This is a genomic window from Solitalea longa (genome assembly GCF_002920915.1).
GTDB classification, from domain to species: domain Bacteria; phylum Bacteroidota; class Bacteroidia; order Sphingobacteriales; family Sphingobacteriaceae; genus Solitalea; species Solitalea longa.
The window spans coordinates 182273-203924 of the sequence record NZ_PQVF01000005.1 but is presented as its reverse complement, the minus strand read 5'-3'; the positions used below and the strand labels follow the sequence as shown (position 1 = coordinate 203924).

Here is a 21652-nt window from a genome sequence, read left to right as displayed (position 1 = left end):
TATTTAAATTGAAATTCTCATGAAAAAGATATATAGAAAACTGCTCTTTATAGTCGGTGCCATTACTGTTGTAACGGCTAGTTGTACCGGTGATTTCGTAGATCTAAATACAGATCCTACAGGAGCATCAAGTCAAACTATTGATCCGAATTTACTGCTATCAAATTCTCAGGTAACCTATACGGGGTCAACAGACTTTTCATATGAAACATGGCGAGCCAATCTGATCTATTGCTCCATGATGACCCAACAGCTTGCCTCGGTAAATGGTTATTGGGTAGGCGATAAAAGCAGAAGAAATGATGCATATTTATCAGCCTATTGGGAAAAATCATATTCAGAGCAAGTTAAAGCGGTTGTTGATTTACTAGCATTATCTAAAGATAAACCTCAATATGCTAACCTTTACCAGGTTGCCAGAATAATGAAAGTGTTTACTTTTCATCGTATAACCGACTTGTATGGTGATGTCCCTTATTTTCAGGCCGGCCGAGGCTATTATGATCAGGTTCTGACACCAGTTTATGATAAACAGCAAGATATCTACATGGATATGTTGAAGGAGCTTGATGAGGCTGCTCAAGCCTTGGATGCAGCTAACGGTGGAGTCGTAAATAATGACCTGGTTTACAATGGAAATATCGAAAATTGGAAAAAGCTTGCTAATTCACTGGAACTGCGTTTAGCTATGCGTTTAATTAAGGTGGATGCTACAAATGCAAAGACGTATGCAGCAAAGGCAATTGGGAGAGGGATTTTAGACAATGAAAATCAGGATGCCATTGTTTTTGGAGATGAATCAGGTGATCGATTAACTAAAAACAGAGTATCGCAAGTAATATTACAAGGTTATGAACGAAGTGCAGACCGTGTTTCAGCTACTTTTGTAAATTGGTTAAAAGCGAAAGGAGATCCAAGATTAGCCCTATTTGCAGAAAACCCTGCAACTGGTGCTGCGGCAACAGCTTCTTCAATAGGTATGCCTAACGGATATGATTTGGGAGGTGTTCAGAGTATTGAAACTGCGCCAGGATACCCAGGCTCATTAGATGGCTATGTTCAACCTGCCACCAAAACCTTATTGTATGAAAGTCCAACTTTTTTTATGACGGCATCAGAAGCACAACTTCTAGCCGCAGATGCAGTTCAACGTGGTTTTATTTCAGGCGATGCAGCCACCTATTTCAAGAAAGGTGTTGCTTTAGGAATTCGTTCATTTGTTCATTATGGTATTGCTGTTGACTTAGCTGGCGCAGATGCTTATGCTAATGGTTTATCATTAAGTAATCCGGAACAAGACATCAATGAACAAATTTGGGCCACTTGCGGAGGAACTTATAATTTCTATGAGTCATATGCTAACTGGAGGAGAACCGGTTTTCCTGTTTTGGTTCCAACAAATTACCCAACTTCTGTTATTGGAGCCACCATTCCAAGGCGATTTACCTATCCAGTTGCAGAGCAGTCTGTAAATAAGGCTAATTATGATGGTGCAGTTGCTGCTTTATCTGGCGGAGATGCATTAACAAGTAGAGTTTGGTGGGATAAATAAGTTTTCTGATAACTATAGAAAAGGCTGGTTTAAATAACCGGCCTTTTTTATAGTAATAGTTAAAATAAGCGGCCAGTTTGCTCTATTAGAAATTATGCAGGTCTAAAAAAATTTACTTTTTAAGCATTTTAGGTGCCAGTTAGTTTAGCTAAGCTTCAATAAAACAAAGAATTAGGGCTCATTTTAGAGAAAGTCAAAGGTGTAATTTCTACACATCAATTTCGGGTTCAAACACCATTATTTCTTGTAATAGAAATAGTTATAAGCATATTGTTTAATAAAATATTTAACTGGATTGGGAACATTTGCAAAAAATTTAATTTTTTTTTGTTGTTTATAAAAAAAATATAATTTTACGAGTAATAAATATTTCCAATCGTATGAAACAATTGCTACTTAAACTCATGTCTCTATTGTTGCTTATCACAACAGTAGCGTCAGCCCAGAATCGTACCATAACGGGTACGGTTACTTCGGCCGAAGACAATCAGCCGCTGCCTTCGGTTACCATCATGGTAAAAGGCACAACTATGGCTGCCCAAACTGATATTGATGGTAAGTACTCCATCTCTGCAGCTACTGGCAGCACCTTAGTTTTTTCATTTGTGGGATATGCCATAAAAGAAGTTAAGCTTGGTACCCAAGCTACTGTAAACGTTGCCTTGGTTTCAGATTCAAAACAACTTGGTGAAGTTGTTGTGGCGGCGTTAGGTATTAAAAGAGAGAAAAAAGCTTTAGGTTATTCTGTATCTGAAGTTAAAGGTGATGATTTAACCCGTGTTAAAGATCCAAATGTGGTAAGTACACTTTCTGGTAAAGTTGCAGGTTTGCAAATTAAACAGAATGGTAACGGTCCAACCGGTTCTTCAAGAATCGTTCTTCGTGGAAATAGTTCTTTGGGAAGTAACAATCAGCCGCTAATTGTTGTTGATGGAGTTCCTATTGATAACTTTTCAGGCGCTACAGCAGATTTCTGGGGTAATAAATCAATTGATAAAGGATCTGGTATCAATGATGTATCCAGTGATGATATCGAATCAGTGTCTGTTTTAAAAGGACCTGCTGCGGCCGCTCTTTACGGTTCTCGTGCTGGTAACGGTGTAATTATGTTTACCACTAAAAAGGGTAAAAAAGGCGGTGTTTCTTTAGCTTATAATGCAAACCTGACCTTTGATAACCCTATGCAAACTCCTGAATACCAGAATGTTTACGGACAAGGTGTTAGCGGAGCGTTTGATAAAAATGCAGCGGCAAGCTGGGGTGGTAAAATGGATGGTCAGAAAGTGACTGATTACACTGGTAAAAGTGTAGCTTATTCTCCAGGAGCCAATAATCTTTCTGATTTTATTCAAACCGGTACTACGTTAACCAATTCATTTGAAATGGCAACAGGGAATGAGAATACAACCTTCCGTGCTGCGTTAACAAGAAATGATAACAAAGGTATCGTTCCAAACAGTGGCTTTAACAAGACCTCATTTACCTTAAGAGGAACAGGCAAATTGAATGAAAAGTTCTCTGTAGATGCTAAAATTTCATTCTCAAATCAGAAAACAGAAAACAGAACAAAAGTTGCTGCCGATCCAGATAATATTTTTAGAAATTATCTGATCATGCCTCGTTCAGTACATTTTACTGATTTAAAATCTACAGCGAATTATGCTTTCCCTTCAGGTACAAGTGTTGACGGAGCAGATGTTTCTGGTAAACCTTTATCTTGGACGTCTAATTATAGCGGATTAGTAAGAAATCCATACTGGGCGGCTTACAATAATACAAACGACGACCGTCGTAACCGTTCAATGGGCTTTGTATCGTTTAAATACGATTTCACACAATGGTTCAACGTTCAGGTTCGTCAAGGCTTGGATATGTATACTGGACAGTATAATTTACGTCAGGCAACTAATACTCCATATTGGGAACAGTCGGGTACATACAATGTTACTGATGATAAGTATAGCGAATCAAACACGGATGTACTTTTCTCAGTTAACAAGCCTATTTCTTCATCAGTTAGCTTTAATGCAACAGCAGGTGGTAACACCATGTACCAAAGAACTGACCTTTTGTTTTCTAACTCAAACGGGTTACTTATTCCAAATTTCTTCAACCTTACTAATAGCCTTGTTCCAACCGTTAATGATGCTCATACTTTAAAACGTATTAACTCATTATACGGAACAGCTTCATTCGGCTATAAAAACTTCCTTTATTTGGATTTATCAGGAAGAAATGACTGGACTTCAACCCTTTCTCCGGAAAATCGTTCATTCTTCTATCCATCTCTAAGTTCAAGTTGGGTTTTCTCAGAAATGCTTGAACGTAACGGCAAAAACTTAGGCCCAATATCATATGGTAAATTACGTGCATCATGGGCTCAGGTTGGTAACGATGCAGCTGCTTACCAGTTGATGAATTACATGAACATTACTGTAAAGAATGTAACTGATCAAAACGGAAACATTATCCAAATCATAAACTCTAATGCTTCAAATACAAAAGCATTGTATGATCTTAAAAATGAGCTTGTTGAATCTTATGAGTTTGGTTTAGAGTTAAAGGCTTTACATAACAGAATTGGTCTTGATTTAGGATACTATAATAAAGATTCTAAAAATCAAATCTTAAAAGTTCAGAGTTCAGGTTCTGATGGATATGAATTCCATTACAAGAATGCTGGTTTAGTTAACAACAAAGGTATTGAGGTTGTTCTTTCTGCTAACCCGGTTAAAACTGAAAAACTGGATTGGAACGTGGCTCTTAATTTCGCGAAGAATACTAATAAAATCGTGAAATTGACAGAAGATACTAAAGTTCAATTGCTAAACGACAATAGTACTAATGGCTTCTTGCAAATTACAGCTAAAGAAGGTGGCGCTTATGGTGACCTTTATGGACGTAAATATGTAAGAGATGATAAAAACAACATTGTTGTAGACGATAAAGGATTACCAACATTCGGTACTGAATTTGAAAAATTAGGCAATTTCAATCCTAAGTGGATGGCCGGATTAAATAACAACTTTACTTATGGCAACTTTGATTTGGGCTTCCAAGTAGATATGCGTTATGGTGGTGAAGTGTATATGGGTTCTATAAATAATGGGATGACTGCTGGAACTTTGAAGGAAACTTTAGAGGGACGTGATAAAATGTTGGTAAAAGGTGTAACTGCTGGGGGGACCCCGAACACAGTTGAGACAAAAGCAGAACTTTATTGGGGCAGATTAGGCAATGGAACTGAACCTTGGATCTATGATGCTACGAATGTTCGTTTACGTGAAGTTTCTTTAGGTTATTCTTTACCAAAAGGCCTAATGAGCAAATCTCCTTTTTCTTCAGCTAAATTGAGTCTGGTAGCACGTAATGCATTCATGATCTATAGCAAAACTAAAGGCTTTGATCCTGAGGCAGGATACTCAAATAGTAATGCGCAAGGTATTGAGTTTGGTAGTATGCCAACTTTACGCAGCGTTGGTTTTAATCTTAACGTGATATTCTAATAAGTAAACTAATATGAAAAAATATATATTATCATCATGGATTCTTGCTGGTGTTGTCCTTTTGACGGGTTGCGAGCAAGGTCTGGATGGGTTAAATGATAACCCTAACCAGCCAACGGCTGACATGTATGATTTTAACAAGTCAACAATTGGTACCGTTTTACGTTATGGTGTTGACATGAATTTTACATTAAACGGAGGTTTAGTTGGCGCTGCTCACTTGCATGAGCGTATTAAAAATTTGAACATCGACTTTTATTCTCAATACATTAATCCATCTGGCGGCTGGACAACCCGAAACTATACGCCTAATGGAGGATGGAATGGTGACTATTGGAAAGCTCATTACCAATGGTTGAGTACATTAAATACAGTTATTGCTCAAGGTAAGGATAATCCAATGGCTCAGAACGGTGTTGCCTTGGCGAGAGTTTGGAGAGTTTATATTCAGTCTCAAGCTACTGACTTTTTTGGTCCAATTCCTTTTCCAAAGAGTCCTGCCGAAGCAAATCCTGCTTACGAATCTTTGGAAGCGCAGTATAACTTTTTCTTTGCTGAGTTGGATGCCGCAGTAAAACAGTTTAGCCCTGGAAAGGATTTCTTAACAGCAGAAGATCCTATCTATTTCGGAGATATTACTAAATGGAAACAGTTTGCAAACTCGTTGCGTTTACGTTTGGCTTTGAAAGTATCTGAGGTAAATCCGCAATTATGTAAGGCTCAAGCTGAAGCTGCTTTTGCCGCCGGAGTAATGCAACAAGGCAATGACGCCAAAATTGCTGGTACCACAGGTTGGGGTAATGCTTATAATTACTATATGTACCAGGTTGGTTGGGGTGAGAAAATGGTAATGACCAGTTCTTTCCAAAAAATTCTTACCGGAATTGGTGGTGTGGCATATGCAGGATCTGCGGAAACCCATCCTTCTGATGTCGATCCTCGTGGTTCGATCTATTTTGATCCGAGTGTGACTGGAAAAAAATGGGTAGGGGTTTATCCAGGTTTGCCAACAGGTGAGCATGTTAATATCGGCTCAACTAATGCCTATATGAGTGAAGTTAATATACTTTCAAGTGATAAACGTAAAATTGATTTATTCCTTTATCCTGAAGTGTGTTTTATGTTAGCCGAAGCAGCTGAGCGCGGTTTTATAGCGACAGATGCAAAAACTTGGTATGAAAACGGTGTGAAAGCCTCTTTTGCTGCTTGGAATGCAGGGAATGTTAATTCATATTTAGCTTCAAATGCAAAAAATGCATGGGGTACTTCTGCTAGTTATGATGATGCTACCGGAGCAGGAAATACAAAGTTGGAGAAGATCATCACTCAAAAGTATATTGCTAATTTCCCTGACGTTTCTTTACAGGCTTGGAACGATAAACGCAGATTAAATTTACCTGCTTTTGATGTGCCAAAAGAGCGTGATCCGGGTGCGGGTACTTTCCCTGCAACATTTGATATTAAAGATCCAAAGAACTTTATAAGTCGTCAGATTTTTCCTCAAAGCGAGTCTCTGAACAACCAAACTAATTATAATGCTGGTGTTCAATTGTTAGGAGGGGCTGATAAAGTTTCTACCAATGTATGGTGGGATAAAGACAAAAACTATTGTACTTCTTCAGTTCAATAATTAGAAATAAAAAATGTTAGTAAAAGGAGTGTCGGGGTACGGCACTCCTTTTCTTATTTAGGAATGGTAGGTCGAGATTAGTGCTTTCAATAAGGGAATGGGCAGGATGTTCCCAGGCTTTAAGATGGCTTTGATTGTGGAGCTATTTAAGACAAATCAGGCCATTCTTGGGTTGCTGTTCTGGTAAAGATTAACCGGTGCAATTGGAGACGATTTACAGAAAAAAGTTTGGTTTGCTAAATAGTTTTCTATTAAGTTTTTACCATAATTAATTGAGTCCCCTCAGTCAACTGAGGGGATTTTTTTTGCTCGTTTTTTAGACAAGTGCGGGAGGCTTTCTGGCTTATTGTATAGTAACAAAAGTATTACAATTGTTTTTAAATTGTAACAAAAAGATGGGTCAGTATTCTGAATTAAACAAAAAAGTTCTTCGAATAAAAATTTCCAATTATCAAAAAAACAGCTCTTTGTACACTAATTGTTGGTTTTTAAGCATGTTTTCAAAATTTTATTTTGAATTTATTCGACAGCCATTCTGTAACAGACCTGCTACTCGGTATTTGCAATGCTGTATTTAATATATAGTTTAGGGAACTAAAATTTAGTTATATGAAGAAAAGGTTACTCTATTTCATTGCTGTATTTCTCTTTGTGGCAAGTACGGTCATGGCTCAGAATCGAACCATTACCGGTACGGTTACTGACAAATCAGACGGGGGGCCAATCCCCGGAGTAAGCGTCCTTGTTAAAGGAAGCTCAATTGGTGCACAAACAGATATTGAGGGTAAATACTCAATTGCTGCACCTGCAAATTCTACATTAGTATTCAAGTTTGTAGGTTATTCTACAAAAGAGGTTACTGTAGGTGCTACTTCAACTGTTAACATTTCGCTAGAGCAAGATGCTAAGCAGTTAGGTGAAGTTGTTGTTACCGCCTTAGGTGTTACCAAGGTAAAAAGAGATTTAGGTTATGCTACTCAAACCGTTAAAGGAGACCAGCTTGCTGACAAAGGAGATGTAAACATTATTAATACTTTACAAGGTAAAGTTGCAGGTGTTGACATCACTGGTGCTAGTGGTAATGCAGGTTCTTCTTCAAACATTATTTTGCGTGGTATCTCTTCATTTACCGGTAACAACTCGCCATTATTTGTAGTTGACGGTGTTCCGGTTAGCAATGACTTGGATCAATCTACCACTACTTTATACGGTAATCAACCAGCAAACAGAGCGTTGGATTTGAACTTGAACAACATTGAATCAATGAACATTCTTCAAGGTCCTGCTGCTGCTGCACTGTATGGCTCAAGAGCTTCAAATGGTGCAATCATCATTACTACTAAAAGAGGTAGTGGAGTAAAAGGTAAAACTGCAGTTACATTCTCCTCTTCTTATGGTGTTCAGAATGTTTACGGTTTTGCTGATTTGCAAAATAAGTATGGACAAGGTGCCGGCGGTGCTTTCAACAGTGTTTCAGGTAATTCATGGGGACCTGCATTTGGTAGCACCCCATCATTAGCTAATGGTTTAGTTGTTGCCACTGGAACTACTCCAAACGTAAACGGTGTTGTTTATCAGCCAGGTAGTTCAATTGCTTACAATAACTACAAAAACAACTTGATTGATTACTTTAATCAAGGTACCAGCTTTGAAAACAACTTGTCAATTAATAGCGGTGATGCTAAAAACAATTATGGTTTGACATTAGGAAATACTAACCAAACAGGTATTCTTCCAACCTCTGAGTTTAAGAAATTAAATGCTCAGTTTACAGCAAACTTATCTTTAACTGATAAGCTCACCTTAGGAACAAGCATTAACTATTTTAACACCATCCAAAATGGAGCAACAACTCAGGGTAATGGTGCAAACAGTTCAATGTTCGGTATTTGGGGTGTAACCAGATCTACAGACTTTAATTATTACAAAAATAATTATATAAATGCTGATGGTTCAAACAATTGGTTTATAGCAGGAAGAGATAATCCTTATTTCGCAGCAAATTCAAACTCATTAACAAGTAACTTATCGCGTGTTATGGGTAATGTAAACCTTGGTTATGATGTATTTAGCTGGTTAAATGTAGGTTATCGTTTAGGTTTAGATACTTATACCGACAGACGTAAACGTTCAGTTGCAATTGGTTCTACTCAAGCTGCAAGTTCTGCAGGTAGTGTAATGAACGATCAATTCTTCAGAAGTGAGTTCAACGGCGATTTATTAATTACTGCTAAGAAAAGCAACATTTTTGTTGATGGCTTAAATGCTTCAGTATTATTAGGTCAAAACATTAACCAACGTGTTTATCAAAATGCAACTGTTAAAGCCACCGGTTTGTCAATTCCTGGTTACTGGAATGTTGCTAACGGTTCTTCGTTTACTGAATCTGGCGAAGCTTCGTCAAAAAGAAGATTGATAGGTTACTACGCACAGATGTCATTAGGGTATAAAAACTATTTGTTCCTTGAGTTAACTGGCCGTGTTGATCAATCATCTACATTACCAACAGAGAATAACACATTCTTCTATCCATCGGTATCAAGTAGCTTTGTTTTCACTGATGCATTCAATATCCAATCAGATATTTTAAGCATGGGTAAAGTTCGCGCTTCGTACGCTAAAGTGGGTAAGGATGCAAACCCTTATGTATTATCAAATACTTATAGCTCATGGAGCTTTGGTAATAACGTAGCTACTTATAACTTCCCAAGTGGTAGTATTTTAGGTTACGGTGCCGATGCAACTATTGCAAACCCTCTTTTAAGTCCTGAATTTACTTCTTCTTATGAGTTTGGTACAAACCTATCATTCTTAAAAGACAGAATTAACTTAGATCTTACTTATTATAACCAGTCGAGTAAAAATCAAATTATTGCAGTAGGTCTTCCTGCCTCTTCTGGCTATGATAGCCGTTATACTAATATTGGTGAAATTACCAATAAAGGTATTGAAGCTACTTTAGGAGTAACAGCAATTGGCAAAGGAGGCTTCAGATGGGATGTATCAGCAAATTTTGCTAAAAACAATAATAAAGTAGTTTCTATTGCAGAAGGTGTCCCTTCATTTGCGGTTCCTGGCAGCGCTTTTGGTGGTGTTATTCCATCAGTTGTTGTAGGTCAGCCTTATGGTGTGATCATGGGTAGTACGTACAATCGCAATGAAAATGGTGATTTGTTAATTGATCCTAAAACTGGTCTTTATGCAGGAACTACTCCTAACCAAGTTGTAGCAAATCCTAACAGAGATTGGACGGCCGGTTTAACCAATACCTTTAAATACAAAAACTTCACTTTATCTGCTCTTGTTGACTACAAAAAAGGTGGTCAGTTAGTTTCATGGACCATTGCTACGTTAAGAGGAAATGGATCATTAGCTGAAACGGGTGTTGATCGTGAGATGCCACACATTTTACCAGGTGTAATTGCAAATTCCGATGGCTCATTTGTTCCTAACAACATTCAAATTCCTGCACAAACTTACTGGAACTCAGGTTTCGGAGGTATTGGAGGTGGTGAGTTTGCTGTATTTGATGCAACAACATTCCGTATGAGAGAGCTTACTTTAAGCTATGATTTAAAAGGAAGTATGATTAAAACGAGCGCGATTAACAACATTCGTTTCACAGTTTATGGAAGAAACTTATTTTACTATGCGCCTAACAGCCCAATCGATCCAGAGGTTAACACCCAAGGAGCAGGAAATATTCGTGGTTTAGAGTTGCAAAGTGCTCCTAATACCAGAAATTTTGGTGCTAGTATTAAAGTGTCATTCTAATAAGCTAATAATAGATAAAGAAAAGTATGAAAAAGACGATATTATTGGCATCATGTGCATTTGTTTTAGCATCATGTCAAAACTATTTGGATGTAAATCAGGACCCTAATAAACCAACGGATGTTCCGGTGAAGATTTTACTGCCTACTACTACCATTGGTATGGCATGGGCTAGCGGTAATGAGCTTGGCCGCGCTGCAGGTATCCTAGTGCAGTATAATGCAGGTCTTTCAAACTCTGCGTTAAACTATGATAACTATTTGCTTCCGGGTTTATTAAATAATCAATGGGATTATGAAATTTACAATGGTACAGTAAATAATCTTGTCAAGATTATTAAAGCCTCTGAAGCTACTAGTCCAGCTTATTCAGGTATAGCTAAAATCCAATTAGCATATACAATGGCTATGGCTACCGACTTATGGGGTGATGTGCCTTATTCAGAAGCTGGTAAAGGTCTTGACTTTCCTCAGCCTCGTTATGATGCTCAAAAGGATATATACTTAGGAAACACTGAAAAAGGAATCACTAGTTTGTTTGACCTTGTAAAAAGCGGTATTGCTGATTTAGATAAGCAGTCTGCTTTAAAACCAAGCGTTGATGACCTTTCTTACGGTGGTGATTTGGCTAAATGGAAAAGAGCTGCTAATACCTTGCTTTTAAAATTAGCAATTCAGCTGACTAATGTTGATAAAGTTAAAGCAACAGCTGTTATTAATGAGGTAATTGCAAGTTCAAATGGTTTTATTGACAATAATGCCGTGGATCTTGAAGTGAAATTTAGTACTGCAATTGGTAATCAAAACCCTTACTATCAACAAGATATTTCGGGTTCATTTAAAAACAACCAAATGTTAAGTGCTCGTTTCTTAACATTGGCAAAAAGTTTAAATGATACCGTAAGGTTAGCTAAATACTATACGAAACCAATTCCATCAGGTAAAACTATTCCGCAGTTTGTCGCTTATGATAACGGTGCAAACGTAGCAGCTCCTGCTGTTGGCTTCCGCTCAATGTATAATACTTATGTAGTTGGTGCTACAGGAGAGGCTCCGGTTCGTTTATTAACAAACTTCCAAAGCCAGTTTATTTTAGCTGAAGCAGTGCTTTCATTGGGAGTAACAACTGGTAAAACAGCTAACGAACACTTCCAGGCTGGAATTAAAGCGTCAATGGCTAAAGTAGGTATGACTGTTGATGAGATCAATCAATACTTCAGCAGCAACCCAACAATCGTTAATTTAAGCGGTACTCCAGATAATCAACTTCAGCAAATTATCACTCAAAAATACATGTCATTGGTGGGTAATGCTATTGAAGCTTATAACGATTATAGAAGAACTGGATATCCTAATCTACAAGTGTCTTTAAATGCAGGTGGCGACAATCCTTCTGTCGTTCCATTGCGTTTATCTTATACAGATAACGAAGGCAATGCAAACCCTAATCAACCTAAACCTCGCCCAAAAACGGATGTAAAAGTTTGGTGGGGTAAATAATCCGTTTGATGATTTATTAACACTTAATAAAATATGAAATTTAATATAAAATCGCTTCTAATAGTAGGTTTAGCAGCAACACTCGGCTTAAGTTCATGTGAAAAGGATGATCCGATTGCATTAAGAAATGGTGTTCCTGAAATTCCGGTAACAGTATCAAACATATATGGACAGTTTGTCGCACCAACTGTAAGTGCATCTGTAGCTAATAATGAGATTAAAGTTGTCTTAAGTATTCCGGCATCATCTGGACGGACAATTAAGGAGATCACTCGTGTAGCTTCTGGAACAGCTTATGGCTCAGTTCAAGTTACAACGGGATTGTATAATACAGCTCCAATCCCTGGTCAAGGAACTACCGCAACTTTTGTAACCAGTTTAACTGAGTACAAAACTAAAACCGGTAAAACAGTACCTGCACCTGATTTAAATACTAGTTTTTTAGCTAATAACTTTTACTTTATGATTACATTGGATAATGGTCAAACCATCGTTCCTACATATGTAAGAGTATACGTAACCAAATAGTAGCTATTAACTTTTGGTAAATAATGAAAAGGTGTTCTTTATGAACACCTTTTTTATTGACACGATGTGCCCTCCTGAAATAACGATTTAACAAAAAGAAGAATCGTTATGGCAGAAACAAGTATGGTAAGCGTTTAAGAATAGTATAAATCGATATTGATCGCAAAAAAAACTCCCTTTCAGCTTATCACCGAAAGGGAGTTTTTTATTTAAGTCCTTTTTTAAGAGGTCTAATGATATTACATCATACCGCCCATGCCGCCCATACCTGGAGCGCCTCCGTGAGCATGACCGCCGTCTTCTGAAGGCTCATCTGCTAACACACACTCGGTAGTTAACAACATAGAAGCGATAGAAGCTGCGTTTTCTAAAGCAACGCGAGCTACTTTAGTAGGGTCAATTACACCTGCAGCGATCAGGTTTTCGTAACGGTTTTCACGAGCGTTATAACCGAAATCAGCAGTACCTTCTTTTACTTTCTGAACTACGATAGAACCTTCAATTCCTGCGTTTTCACAGATTTGACGTAAAGGCTCTTCGATAGCGCGTTTAATGATAGCGATACCGGTAGTTTCATCGTCATTATGGCCTTTTAACTCTTCTAATGCAGAGATCGCACGAATAAATGCAACACCACCACCTGCAACGATACCTTCTTCTACAGCTGCGCGAGTAGCGTGTAATGCATCGTCAACACGGTCTTTTTTCTCTTTCATTTCAACCTCAGTAGCTGCACCTACGTAAAGAACTGCAACACCACCAGCTAATTTAGCTAAGCGCTCTTGTAATTTTTCTTTATCGTAATCAGATGTGGTTGACTCGATTTGAGCTTTAATTTGATTAACGCGAGCTAAGATGTCTTCTTTTTTACCAGCACCATTAATTACAGTGGTGTTGTCTTTGTCGATAACTACTTTCTCAGCCTGACCTAAGTAAGTTAAATCAGCGTTCTCTAATTTGTAACCACGCTCTTCAGAAATAACTGTACCGCCAGTTAAGATGGCGATGTCTTCTAACATTGCTTTACGACGATCGCCAAAGCCAGGAGCTTTAACAGCAGCCACTTTTAAACGGCCCTGGATTTTGTTTACTACCAATGTAGCTAATGCTTCGCCTTCTAAGTCTTCAGCAATAATTAATAAAGGACGACCAGTTTGAACTTGTTTTTCTAAAACAGGAAGTAATTCTTTCATTGAAGAGATCTTCTTGTCGTAGATTAAAATGTAAGGGTTTTCTAATTCCGCTTCCATTTTATCAGCATTGGTAACAAAGTATGGAGAAAGGTAACCACGGTCAAACTGCATACCCTCAACCACTTCAACAGTAGTGTCAGTACCTTTAGCTTCTTCCACAGTGATAACACCTTCTTTTTTCACTTTATCCATAGCTTCAGCGATCAATGAACCGATAACTTCGTCATTGTTTGCTGAAATAGCAGCTACTTGTTTGATCTTATTGTTGTCATCGCCAACTGATTGTGATTGTTGTTTTAAGTTAGCAACAACAGCAGCAACAGCTTTGTCAATACCGCGTTTTAAATCCATTGGATTTGCACCGGCAGCAACATTTTTAACACCTGCAGTAACAATAGCCTGAGCTAAAACGGTAGCAGTGGTAGTTCCGTCACCTGCAATGTCAGCAGTTTTAGAAGCAACTTCTTTTACCATTTGAGCGCCCATGTTCTCTAAAGAATCTTTTAATTCGATTTCTTTAGCAACAGAAACACCGTCTTTAGTGATTGATGGAGCACCAAATTTCTTATCGATAATTACGTTACGGCCTTTAGGACCTAAAGTTACTTTAACCGCATTAGCTAAAATGTCAACACCGCGCTTTAGAGCGTCGCGTGCTTCAACGTTGTATTTTACTTGTTTTGCCATTTTCTTTTTAATTCTTAAATGATTTGATGAGAGATTAGGATAAAAATGAATGAGTGATAGAAGGACTGAATGAGTGAATGCTCTAGTCTATCATTCTATAATTCGCTCATTTTTTCATTAAATAACCGCGTAGATATCAGATTCGCGCATAATTAAATACTCTTTACCTTCAACAGTAATTTCAGTACCAGCGTATTTACCATACAGAACGGTATCGCCAACTTTAACAGTCATAGGTTCATCTTTTTTGCCAGCACCAACTGCTACAATTGTACCTTGTTGAGGTTTTTCTTTAGCAGTATCAGGGATAATGATACCTCCAGCGGTAGTCGTTTCTGCAGGAGCAGCTTCTACTACTACTCTGTCTGCGATAGGTTTAATATTTAATGCCATAGTTCTATGATAATTTTTTTAAATGATATGCCCTTTTTTAACAGAGATTGTGCCAAACAAATTTGAGGGGGTAATCAACCGGTATTTGGCAGATTAACTGTCAACTAGTGTTAATTTATAAATAAATGAGGTGAAATTTTGGCAGTTTATAGCTGTTAAAGCCTGAAGCCCAAACTCTTGCTAGTTCCTCTTACCATTTTACAATTCTTTGCCAATTACTTTATTTGCCCCATTGATTTTCATTTTAATATTTTGGCCCATTGCACTCATAGTACCGTCAATTTCAACCTTAACCTGATAATCTAAAGCTACGCCGGTTTTTATGTCGAGCACCATATTTCCATTATTCTGTCCGTTTAAATTGGTTTGAAGCGTTAGTCCCATGATTTCTGCAGGACCGTTTGCACTTATAACGCTGTTAACCGTGATATAAGCTTTATTGTCTTTTACTTCATTAAGTGTATAAGTCGATTTGATATTCATTGGAAGCATGCTTTGAACAGAGCTTTCAATCATCCATGATTCACCCACTTTAACCGGTTTGTCGGGATAGATTTTCAGTGAAGATTCCATGGTTGATTTTAAGGCTTCATTGCCAAACTGTTTACCCAGCATTTCTTTAACTTTTTCCACTGTCGCAGAGTCTGAACTCGATTTCTGCGCCATTTTCTCCATCATTTCATCCGCGCCTTTAACAGATTTTACTTCTCCTTTAGGCGAAACAACCATTGTAAATCCTGCTCCTTTTAATGCACTTAACGGATTGTTGCCGGTTCCGTCATCTTTGGCCGAATCGTACTCTGTTGAAGCACCCATTGCTTCGGTTAGCGAATAAATTTTATCATAAACCACCTTTATGTTTTTATCCTGTTTGATTGCATTAACAATATCAAAACTGTAAGTGATGTTCAACAATTGCTTCATATCAATTTGCTGGCCCATAACATCCTGATTGATATTTTGGTCAACATTCATTTCATAGGTGTATTTTTTGCCGAGCGTTAAATTTTGTTTTAAAGTGATTGCTTTTTGCGCCCAAAGGTTAGTGAAAGTTATGGTCCCGATTAATACCAGGACAAGGGTTTTCTTATTCATGATCTATGTTTTTATTTCTAAAGGATAGTTTTCTAAATGGATAATGCTAATTGTTAATGGCCGAAATATAATAGTTGCCATTTGACTCGATGAACCATATCGCTCCGCTTCCCATCATCGCACCCTGTTGATTTCTGAAAATCTGGTTGAGATGCTGGTCCTCAATGGCTCGTTTCAAAGGTTCATCAAAAAGTTTAGGATAGTTATTTTTGAACTCCTCAGCCGTTTTAATCTTCCCTAACGGAAATTTAATATGAGCAGCAATGCTATCCGTTTGATCATTCTTCACCCAATCCTTAAATGAAACCACAAAGAGTTTAAATTTGACAGGGTCACTGAATCCAGCAGTACTCCAGGAAGTGGGAATGCTACCATCATTAAACAAGGTGTCTTGCGCATTGATTTCTTTAGCATAAGGTGTTTCCGAAACTGCCGAATCCGTTTCTTTTAAGCTTGCAAGTGAATCAGCAGATTGTTGGGCCTCCTTTTTTCCGGGCTGGCAGCCAACCATAAGAGCTATCAGTACCACCCAATATTTTTTTACCATAGCAGCGTTGTTGAAAGAGGCTGCAATTTACAGCTTAAACTTTATTCCCGATTATCTTATTAGGAGTATTAATGTGGATTACAAATGGGGTTAATTAAACTATATCAAGGCTTGGTTTTTTCTATTTTCTCACTAAATGGAAGATACATAGGTAAAGCGGCCGAACCATACCATTGGTACAATTCAAAATCAAGTACACCAGATGAAACAGCAGGGTCGGTATTTAAAACAGGCTTGGCCTCATCAATTGTTTTGAAGTTAAGAATAAATATTCCACGGTAGGTTTTATCATTCTTTTTTAATGGACCGGCTACAATTAGATCCCCTTTTTGGGCCAGTCGAACTATATTATTCAGGTGCCCTCTGAAAATACTGTCTAGTTTCTTCTTATCATCGATCTTTGTTGTTCCGGTTTTTAATATCACCAAAACATAGGGCTTCATGCCATATTCATCCGCTCCAAGTGAATCAGCCAGTGCCTTATTGTAGTTGATGTTCACATTTTGAGCTTTGGTTATTAAAACCATGCAAATCAATGTTAGCAGAAGAAGAGGTTTTTTCATAGTTCAATTTAACATTTCTGGATCAAGGCTCAAACCATTCTTTTTGCAGTTGATAGAAATTTAGCTAATCCGTGAGTTTTCATTTATCACTTAAATTCTGAAATAAAAAATCCTGCCCTTGGTTGAGGAGGCAGGATCAGGTTTCAAAAAATAAATCAGTAAAAATAGTTATGCAGTAACTACTGACTCAGCAATATAGTTAGCCACTATATCGCCTACGGCAGTTGTACTTAAAGGATTTTCAGGGTTAATATCAATTGTCGATAAGCCTTTATCGATGCCGTTTTGTACAGCTTCTCTGATCAGGTTAGCTTCATCAAATAGTTTGAAGTAATCCAACATCATTGCAGCTGATAAAATGGTTGCTGCTGGGTTAGCAATATTTTTACCGGCAGCTTGTGGGTAAGAACCATGACAAGGTTCAAACATAGCTGTTTTAGCACCAATTGAAGCGGATGCCAACAGACCTAATGAGCCGGTAATTACACTGGCCTCATCAGAGATGATATCACCAAACATGTTTTCGGTTAAAATAACGTCAAACTGTGTTGGCGCAACAATCATTTGCATAGCCGCATTGTCAACAAACAAAAAGTCAACTTCTACATCAGGATATTGAGATGCCATTTTCTTCACCACATCTCTCCATAAACGCGAAGTTTCTAAAACGTTGGCTTTATCAACCAGGGTTAGTTTTTTGCGGCGTGCTTGCGCAGCCTCAAACGCAAGCTTGGCAATACGTTCGATTTCGCCTACAGAATATTCACAGTTATCGAAAGCCACTGATCCATCGCCTTTGCGGCCTTTTTCTCCAAAGTAAATACCTCCCGTTAATTCTCGGTAAACCACCAGATCAGCACCTTTAATTCGTTCTTCTTTTAGAGGAGATTTTCCTATTAATGATTCGTAAGTAGTAACCGGGCGAATATTGCAAAACAAGCCCATCTCTTTACGAATTTTTAATAATCCTTGCTCCGGACGAACTTTTGCATTTGGATCATTATCGTATTTAGGGTCGCCGATTGCGCCAAAAAGAATAGCATCCGATTCTAAGCAAACCTGTAAGGTTTCGTCAGGCATCGGATTACCTGTTTTATCAATAGCAATGGCTCCAGCCAAAGCATTTGTATATTCAAATTGATGATTAAATTTTTGTGCTACTGCGTCCAGTACTTTTATTGCCTGGGCAATTACTTCCGGTCCAATTCCATCGCCTGAGAGAACGGCTATTTTCTTATTCATTTTATTAATGATTACACATATTAAAAGGGAAGATTAATTTATAGCTGAGATCGGAATTATTCTTTTCCCCTTTAGGGGATAGGGGTAACCCCGAAGGGCAGCCGGGGCTTCCCCCCGGCCTATCAATTAACCTTATGATGATGCTTTTTTAGAATTTAACGGCTTGTTGCTCGTAAGCTTCGATTTTATCCTGCAAACTCAATAAATAATCAATGTCGTCGAAGCCGTTGATCAAACACATTTTTTTGTATCCGTCAATTGCGAATGTTTCTGATTTACCGCTTCCAACCAATTCAATGGTTTGGCTCGGCACATCAACTTTTAGTTCAGTAGCCGGATTGGCAATTACAGCAGCTAAAATCTCCTGCAAGAACTCTTCAGATACCTGAACTGGTAGTAAAAAGTTGTTTAGCGCATTGCCTTTAAAAATATCGGCAAAGAAGCTTGATACAACCACCTTGAATCCGAAATCATGGATCGACCAGGCGGCGTGCTCGCGACTGGAGCCGCACCCGAAGTTTCTTCCTGCTACTAATATTTTTCCACTATAACGATTATCATTTAATACGAAATCAGCTTTAGGATTTCCTTGTGCATCAAATCGCCAGTCGCGGAATAAGTTATCACCAAATCCTTCACGGCTGGTTGCTTTAAGGAAACGTGCCGGTATAATTTGGTCTGTATCTATATTTTCAATCGGCAATGGAACTGCCGTTGCTGTTAATTCTTTAAACTCCTTTTTCATCTCTCCTCCAATTAATTCAAGTAAGGTTTAACATCTGCAATTTTGCCTTCTAATGCGGCCACAGCTGCTACCAGCGGACTAGCCAGGAACGTACGCGCACCAGGTCCTTGTCGGCCTTCGAAGTTGCGGTTTGAAGTGGAAACACAGTATTCTCCGGCTGGGATTTTATCATCGTTCATCGCTAAGCATGCCGAACAGCCTGGTTCACGAAGCTGGAATCCGGCTTCTTCAAAGATTCTGTCCAATCCTTCGGCTTTAGCTTGTGCCTGCACTTGCTTAGAACCGGGAACTATAAACGCGTGAACATTGTCGGCTTTTTTATGACCTTTTACTACCTGTGCCGCTAACCTTAAGTCTTCGATACGTGAGTTGGTACAACTGCCAATGAACACATAGTTGATCTGTTTGCCGATCATGCTTTCGCCGGCTTCCAAACCCATATAGGCAAGTGCCTTGTTAAAGCTTTCCTGACCTGAGAATGCATCTTCTGAAGGCACCGCATCCGTAACCTTGATACCCATTCCCGGATTGGTTCCATAGGTGATCATCGGATCAATATCTTCGGCATTGTATGAATATTCTGCATCAAAAACACCATCGGCATCAGTTGCCAATGATCTCCAATAAGCGGCGGCTTTTTCAAAGGTTTCCCCTTTAGGGGCAAACTCACGTCCGCGAACGTACTCAATGGTAATGTCATCAGGGGCAATCATGCCTCCACGTGCACCCATTTCAATGCTCATGTTACAAACGGTCATACGTCCTTCCATGCTCATTTCACGGAAAACATTGCCAGCAAATTCAACAAAATAGCCGGTACCGCCGTTTGCACTCAGCTTAGCGATGATATATAAAACAACGTCTTTTGGTAAAACACCGTTTTTAAGTTTACCATTAACATTGATGCGCATCTTTTTCGGCTTTTGTTGAAGCAAACACTGGCTTGCCATCACCATGGCTACCTGGCTGGTTCCAATACCAAAGGCAATGGAGCCAAAAGCACCATGAGTTGAAGTATGGCTATCGCCACAAACAATGGTCATGCCCGGCTGAGTAATTCCTAACTCAGGGCCAATTACGTGAACAATACCCTGATATTGATGGCCTAAACCATAAAGTTCAACGCCAAACTTATCACAGTTTTCGGTTAGTTTATTTACCTGAAAACGAGATAAATCATCTTTGATTGGCAGGTGCTGATCAATTGTTGGAACGTTATGATCGGCGGTTGCTACCATTTTAGCAGCGCGAAATAATTTGATCCCACGGTTTTCAAGTTCTGAAAATGCCTGCGGACTGGTTACTTCGTGAATTAAATGTTTGTCGATATAAAGTACATCGATGCCTCCTTCAGCAGTTGTTACCACATGTGCATCCCATACTTTGTCAAATAAGGTCTTTCCCATTTTTTCTTCCCCGCATCCCCTAAAAAGAGGGCTCCGAACTTAATCGGCTAATTTTATAATTTGTTGGTTATAGTTTATCTGAAAGAATTAAGCTGAAAGTTCAATTTTAACATCTTTCATCATTTCATGAATATCCTGGTCGTAAACTTCTTTTTTACGGTCGGCAATGGCTAAAAAGCGCTCATAAACCTCATCAAGTGCATCCTTAGTTAACTGATACCCGATTTTATGTGCACGGTAAGCTAAAGCGGCACGTCCACTGCGAGCGGTTAAAACAATTAACGATTGGTCAACTCCTACATCCGAAGGGTCCATGATCTCATACGTTTCACGGTTTTTGATCACACCATCCTGATGAATACCCGAAGAGTGTGCGAATGCATTTGAACCTACGATGGCTTTGTTGGGCTGAACAAACATCTGCATTTTCTCTGAAACTAACTGGCTAATCGGATAAAGCATTTTAGCTTCAACGCCAGTAATCAAATTCAAATAAGGATGCTGACGCATGATCATTACTACCTCTTCCAATGAAGTGTTTCCTGCGCGTTCTCCAATACCATTAATGGTACACTCAATTTGGCCTGCGCCATGAATTACCCCCTCAATAGAGTTTGCTGTAGCCAAACCTAAATCGTTATGACAGTGGGTTGATAAGATCGCTTTATCAATACCTTTTACATTTTCTTTCAGATACTTGATTTTTGCTCCGTACTCATGTGGAAGGCAATAACCTGTGGTATCAGGAATATTAAGAACTGTAGCCCCAGCAGCAACAACAGCTTCACATACGCGAGCAAGGTATTCATTATCCGTACGGCCCGCATCTTCGGCATAAAACTCTACATCTTCTACAAAACGCTTAGCATACTTTACGGCAGCTACGGCACGTTCAATAATCTCTTCGCGTGTTGAATTAAATTTATGAAGGATGTGTGAGTCGGAAGTACCAATACCAGTATGAATGCGAGGACGTTTTGCGTATTTGAGAGCTTCTGCGGCGGTTTCAATATCTTTAACAACAGCGCGGGATAAGCCACAAACAATAGGCTCAGTCACCGCTTTGGAAATTTCCACGACGGACTTAAAATCTCCAGGACTGGAGATAGGAAAACCGGCTTCGATCACATCCACGCCCAGCTTCTCCAAGTTACGCGCAATTTCTACTTTTTCGGGTGTATTTAATTTACAGCCCGGCACTTGTTCACCATCACGTAAGGTTGTGTCGAATATCTGAATCTTTCTTGTTGACATTATTAGATTTGTATTTGGAATTTCTAAAGTATTCACTA

General features: G+C 38.7%; 15 protein-coding genes. 6 read left to right on the top strand and 9 right to left on the bottom strand.

Annotated features, from left to right (window positions below):
* Positions 1–19: 19 nt before the first annotated feature.
* The 6 genes from C3K47_RS08350 to C3K47_RS08325 all read left to right on the top strand — a co-directional run bounded on the left by C3K47_RS08350 (position 20) and on the right by C3K47_RS08325 (position 12489).
* Entirely contained in the window at positions 20–1552 is a 1533-nt protein-coding gene (locus tag C3K47_RS08350) for a SusD/RagB family nutrient-binding outer membrane lipoprotein (RefSeq protein WP_103788668.1), read from the top strand.
* 380 nt (positions 1553–1932) lie between these two features.
* Positions 1933–5058 carry a SusC/RagA family TonB-linked outer membrane protein gene (locus tag C3K47_RS08345; protein WP_103788667.1) on the top strand — a complete coding sequence of 1042 codons (3126 nt, stop codon included), beginning with the start codon at positions 1933–1935 and terminating at the stop codon, positions 5056–5058.
* Between the two features lie 13 nt (positions 5059–5071).
* Positions 5072–6688 (top strand): SusD/RagB family nutrient-binding outer membrane lipoprotein, encoded by a 1617-nt coding sequence (locus tag C3K47_RS08340; protein ID WP_103788666.1) that lies wholly within the window; start codon positions 5072–5074, stop codon positions 6686–6688.
* Positions 6689–7297: 609 nt separating this feature from the next.
* On the top strand, positions 7298–10462 hold the full coding sequence (locus C3K47_RS08335) for a SusC/RagA family TonB-linked outer membrane protein (RefSeq protein WP_103788665.1): 3165 nt from the start codon (positions 7298–7300) through the stop codon (positions 10460–10462).
* 26 nt (positions 10463–10488) lie between these two features.
* Positions 10489–11961 carry a SusD/RagB family nutrient-binding outer membrane lipoprotein gene (locus C3K47_RS08330; RefSeq protein WP_103788664.1) on the top strand — a complete coding sequence of 491 codons (1473 nt, stop codon included), beginning with the start codon at positions 10489–10491 and terminating at the stop codon, positions 11959–11961.
* 33 nt (positions 11962–11994) lie between these two features.
* Positions 11995–12489, top strand: coding sequence for a hypothetical protein (locus C3K47_RS08325; protein WP_103788663.1), 495 nt, complete (start codon positions 11995–11997; stop codon positions 12487–12489).
* Between the two features lie 239 nt (positions 12490–12728).
* Here the strand turns inward: C3K47_RS08325 and groL are convergent, their stop codons facing one another.
* The 9 genes from groL to C3K47_RS08280 form a co-directional block, all read right to left on the bottom strand.
* Positions 12729–14369, bottom strand: coding sequence for a chaperonin GroEL (groL, locus tag C3K47_RS08320; RefSeq protein ID WP_103788662.1), 1641 nt, complete (start codon positions 14367–14369; stop codon positions 12729–12731).
* A gap of 117 nt (positions 14370–14486) precedes the next feature.
* Complete coding sequence (locus C3K47_RS08315; RefSeq protein WP_103788661.1) at positions 14487–14762, bottom strand: co-chaperone GroES; 276 nt, start codon at positions 14760–14762, stop codon at positions 14487–14489.
* Positions 14763–14960: 198 nt separating this feature from the next.
* Entirely contained in the window at positions 14961–15857 is an 897-nt protein-coding gene (locus tag C3K47_RS08310; protein WP_103788660.1) for a DUF6263 family protein, read from the bottom strand.
* 46 nt (positions 15858–15903) lie between these two features.
* A complete protein-coding gene (locus C3K47_RS08305) occupies positions 15904–16404 on the bottom strand; it encodes a hypothetical protein (protein ID WP_103788659.1) in 501 nt (166 codons plus the stop codon).
* Between the two features lie 104 nt (positions 16405–16508).
* Entirely contained in the window at positions 16509–16967 is a 459-nt protein-coding gene (locus tag C3K47_RS08300) for a YciI family protein (protein WP_103788658.1), read from the bottom strand.
* Positions 16968–17135: 168 nt separating this feature from the next.
* The gene (leuB, locus tag C3K47_RS08295; RefSeq protein WP_103788657.1) at positions 17136–18209 is read right to left on the bottom strand and encodes a 3-isopropylmalate dehydrogenase; all 1074 of its coding nucleotides are present in this window, start codon (positions 18207–18209) and stop codon (positions 17136–17138) included.
* A gap of 148 nt (positions 18210–18357) precedes the next feature.
* Entirely contained in the window at positions 18358–18954 is a 597-nt protein-coding gene (leuD, locus tag C3K47_RS08290) for a 3-isopropylmalate dehydratase small subunit (RefSeq protein WP_103788656.1), read from the bottom strand.
* A gap of 11 nt (positions 18955–18965) precedes the next feature.
* Positions 18966–20360 (bottom strand): 3-isopropylmalate dehydratase large subunit, encoded by a 1395-nt coding sequence (gene leuC / locus C3K47_RS08285; RefSeq protein ID WP_103788655.1) that lies wholly within the window; start codon positions 20358–20360, stop codon positions 18966–18968.
* 87 nt (positions 20361–20447) lie between these two features.
* Positions 20448–21614, bottom strand: a complete 1167-nt coding sequence (locus C3K47_RS08280) for a 2-isopropylmalate synthase (RefSeq protein ID WP_103788654.1) — start codon at positions 21612–21614, stop codon at positions 20448–20450.
* Between the last annotated feature and the right edge of the window lie 38 nt (positions 21615–21652).

Coding starts and splice junctions, on each gene's coding strand:
- C3K47_RS08350 (WP_103788668.1), top strand. CDS start 20: ATGAAAAAGATATATAGAAAACTGCTCTTTATAGTCGGTGCCATTACT.
- C3K47_RS08345 (WP_103788667.1), top strand. CDS start 1,933: ATGAAACAATTGCTACTTAAACTCATGTCTCTATTGTTGCTTATCACA.
- C3K47_RS08340 (WP_103788666.1), top strand. CDS start 5,072: ATGAAAAAATATATATTATCATCATGGATTCTTGCTGGTGTTGTCCTT.
- C3K47_RS08335 (WP_103788665.1), top strand. CDS start 7,298: ATGAAGAAAAGGTTACTCTATTTCATTGCTGTATTTCTCTTTGTGGCA.
- C3K47_RS08330 (WP_103788664.1), top strand. CDS start 10,489: ATGAAAAAGACGATATTATTGGCATCATGTGCATTTGTTTTAGCATCA.
- C3K47_RS08325 (WP_103788663.1), top strand. CDS start 11,995: ATGAAATTTAATATAAAATCGCTTCTAATAGTAGGTTTAGCAGCAACA.
- groL (WP_103788662.1), bottom strand. CDS start 14,369: ATGGCAAAACAAGTAAAATACAACGTTGAAGCACGCGACGCTCTAAAG.
- C3K47_RS08315 (WP_103788661.1), bottom strand. CDS start 14,762: ATGGCATTAAATATTAAACCTATCGCAGACAGAGTAGTAGTAGAAGCT.
- C3K47_RS08310 (WP_103788660.1), bottom strand. CDS start 15,857: ATGAATAAGAAAACCCTTGTCCTGGTATTAATCGGGACCATAACTTTC.
- C3K47_RS08305 (WP_103788659.1), bottom strand. CDS start 16,404: ATGGTAAAAAAATATTGGGTGGTACTGATAGCTCTTATGGTTGGCTGC.
- C3K47_RS08300 (WP_103788658.1), bottom strand. CDS start 16,967: ATGAAAAAACCTCTTCTTCTGCTAACATTGATTTGCATGGTTTTAATA.
- leuB (WP_103788657.1), bottom strand. CDS start 18,209: ATGAATAAGAAAATAGCCGTTCTCTCAGGCGATGGAATTGGACCGGAA.
- leuD (WP_103788656.1), bottom strand. CDS start 18,954: ATGAAAAAGGAGTTTAAAGAATTAACAGCAACGGCAGTTCCATTGCCG.
- leuC (WP_103788655.1), bottom strand. CDS start 20,360: ATGGGAAAGACCTTATTTGACAAAGTATGGGATGCACATGTGGTAACA.
- C3K47_RS08280 (WP_103788654.1), bottom strand. CDS start 21,614: ATGTCAACAAGAAAGATTCAGATATTCGACACAACCTTACGTGATGGT.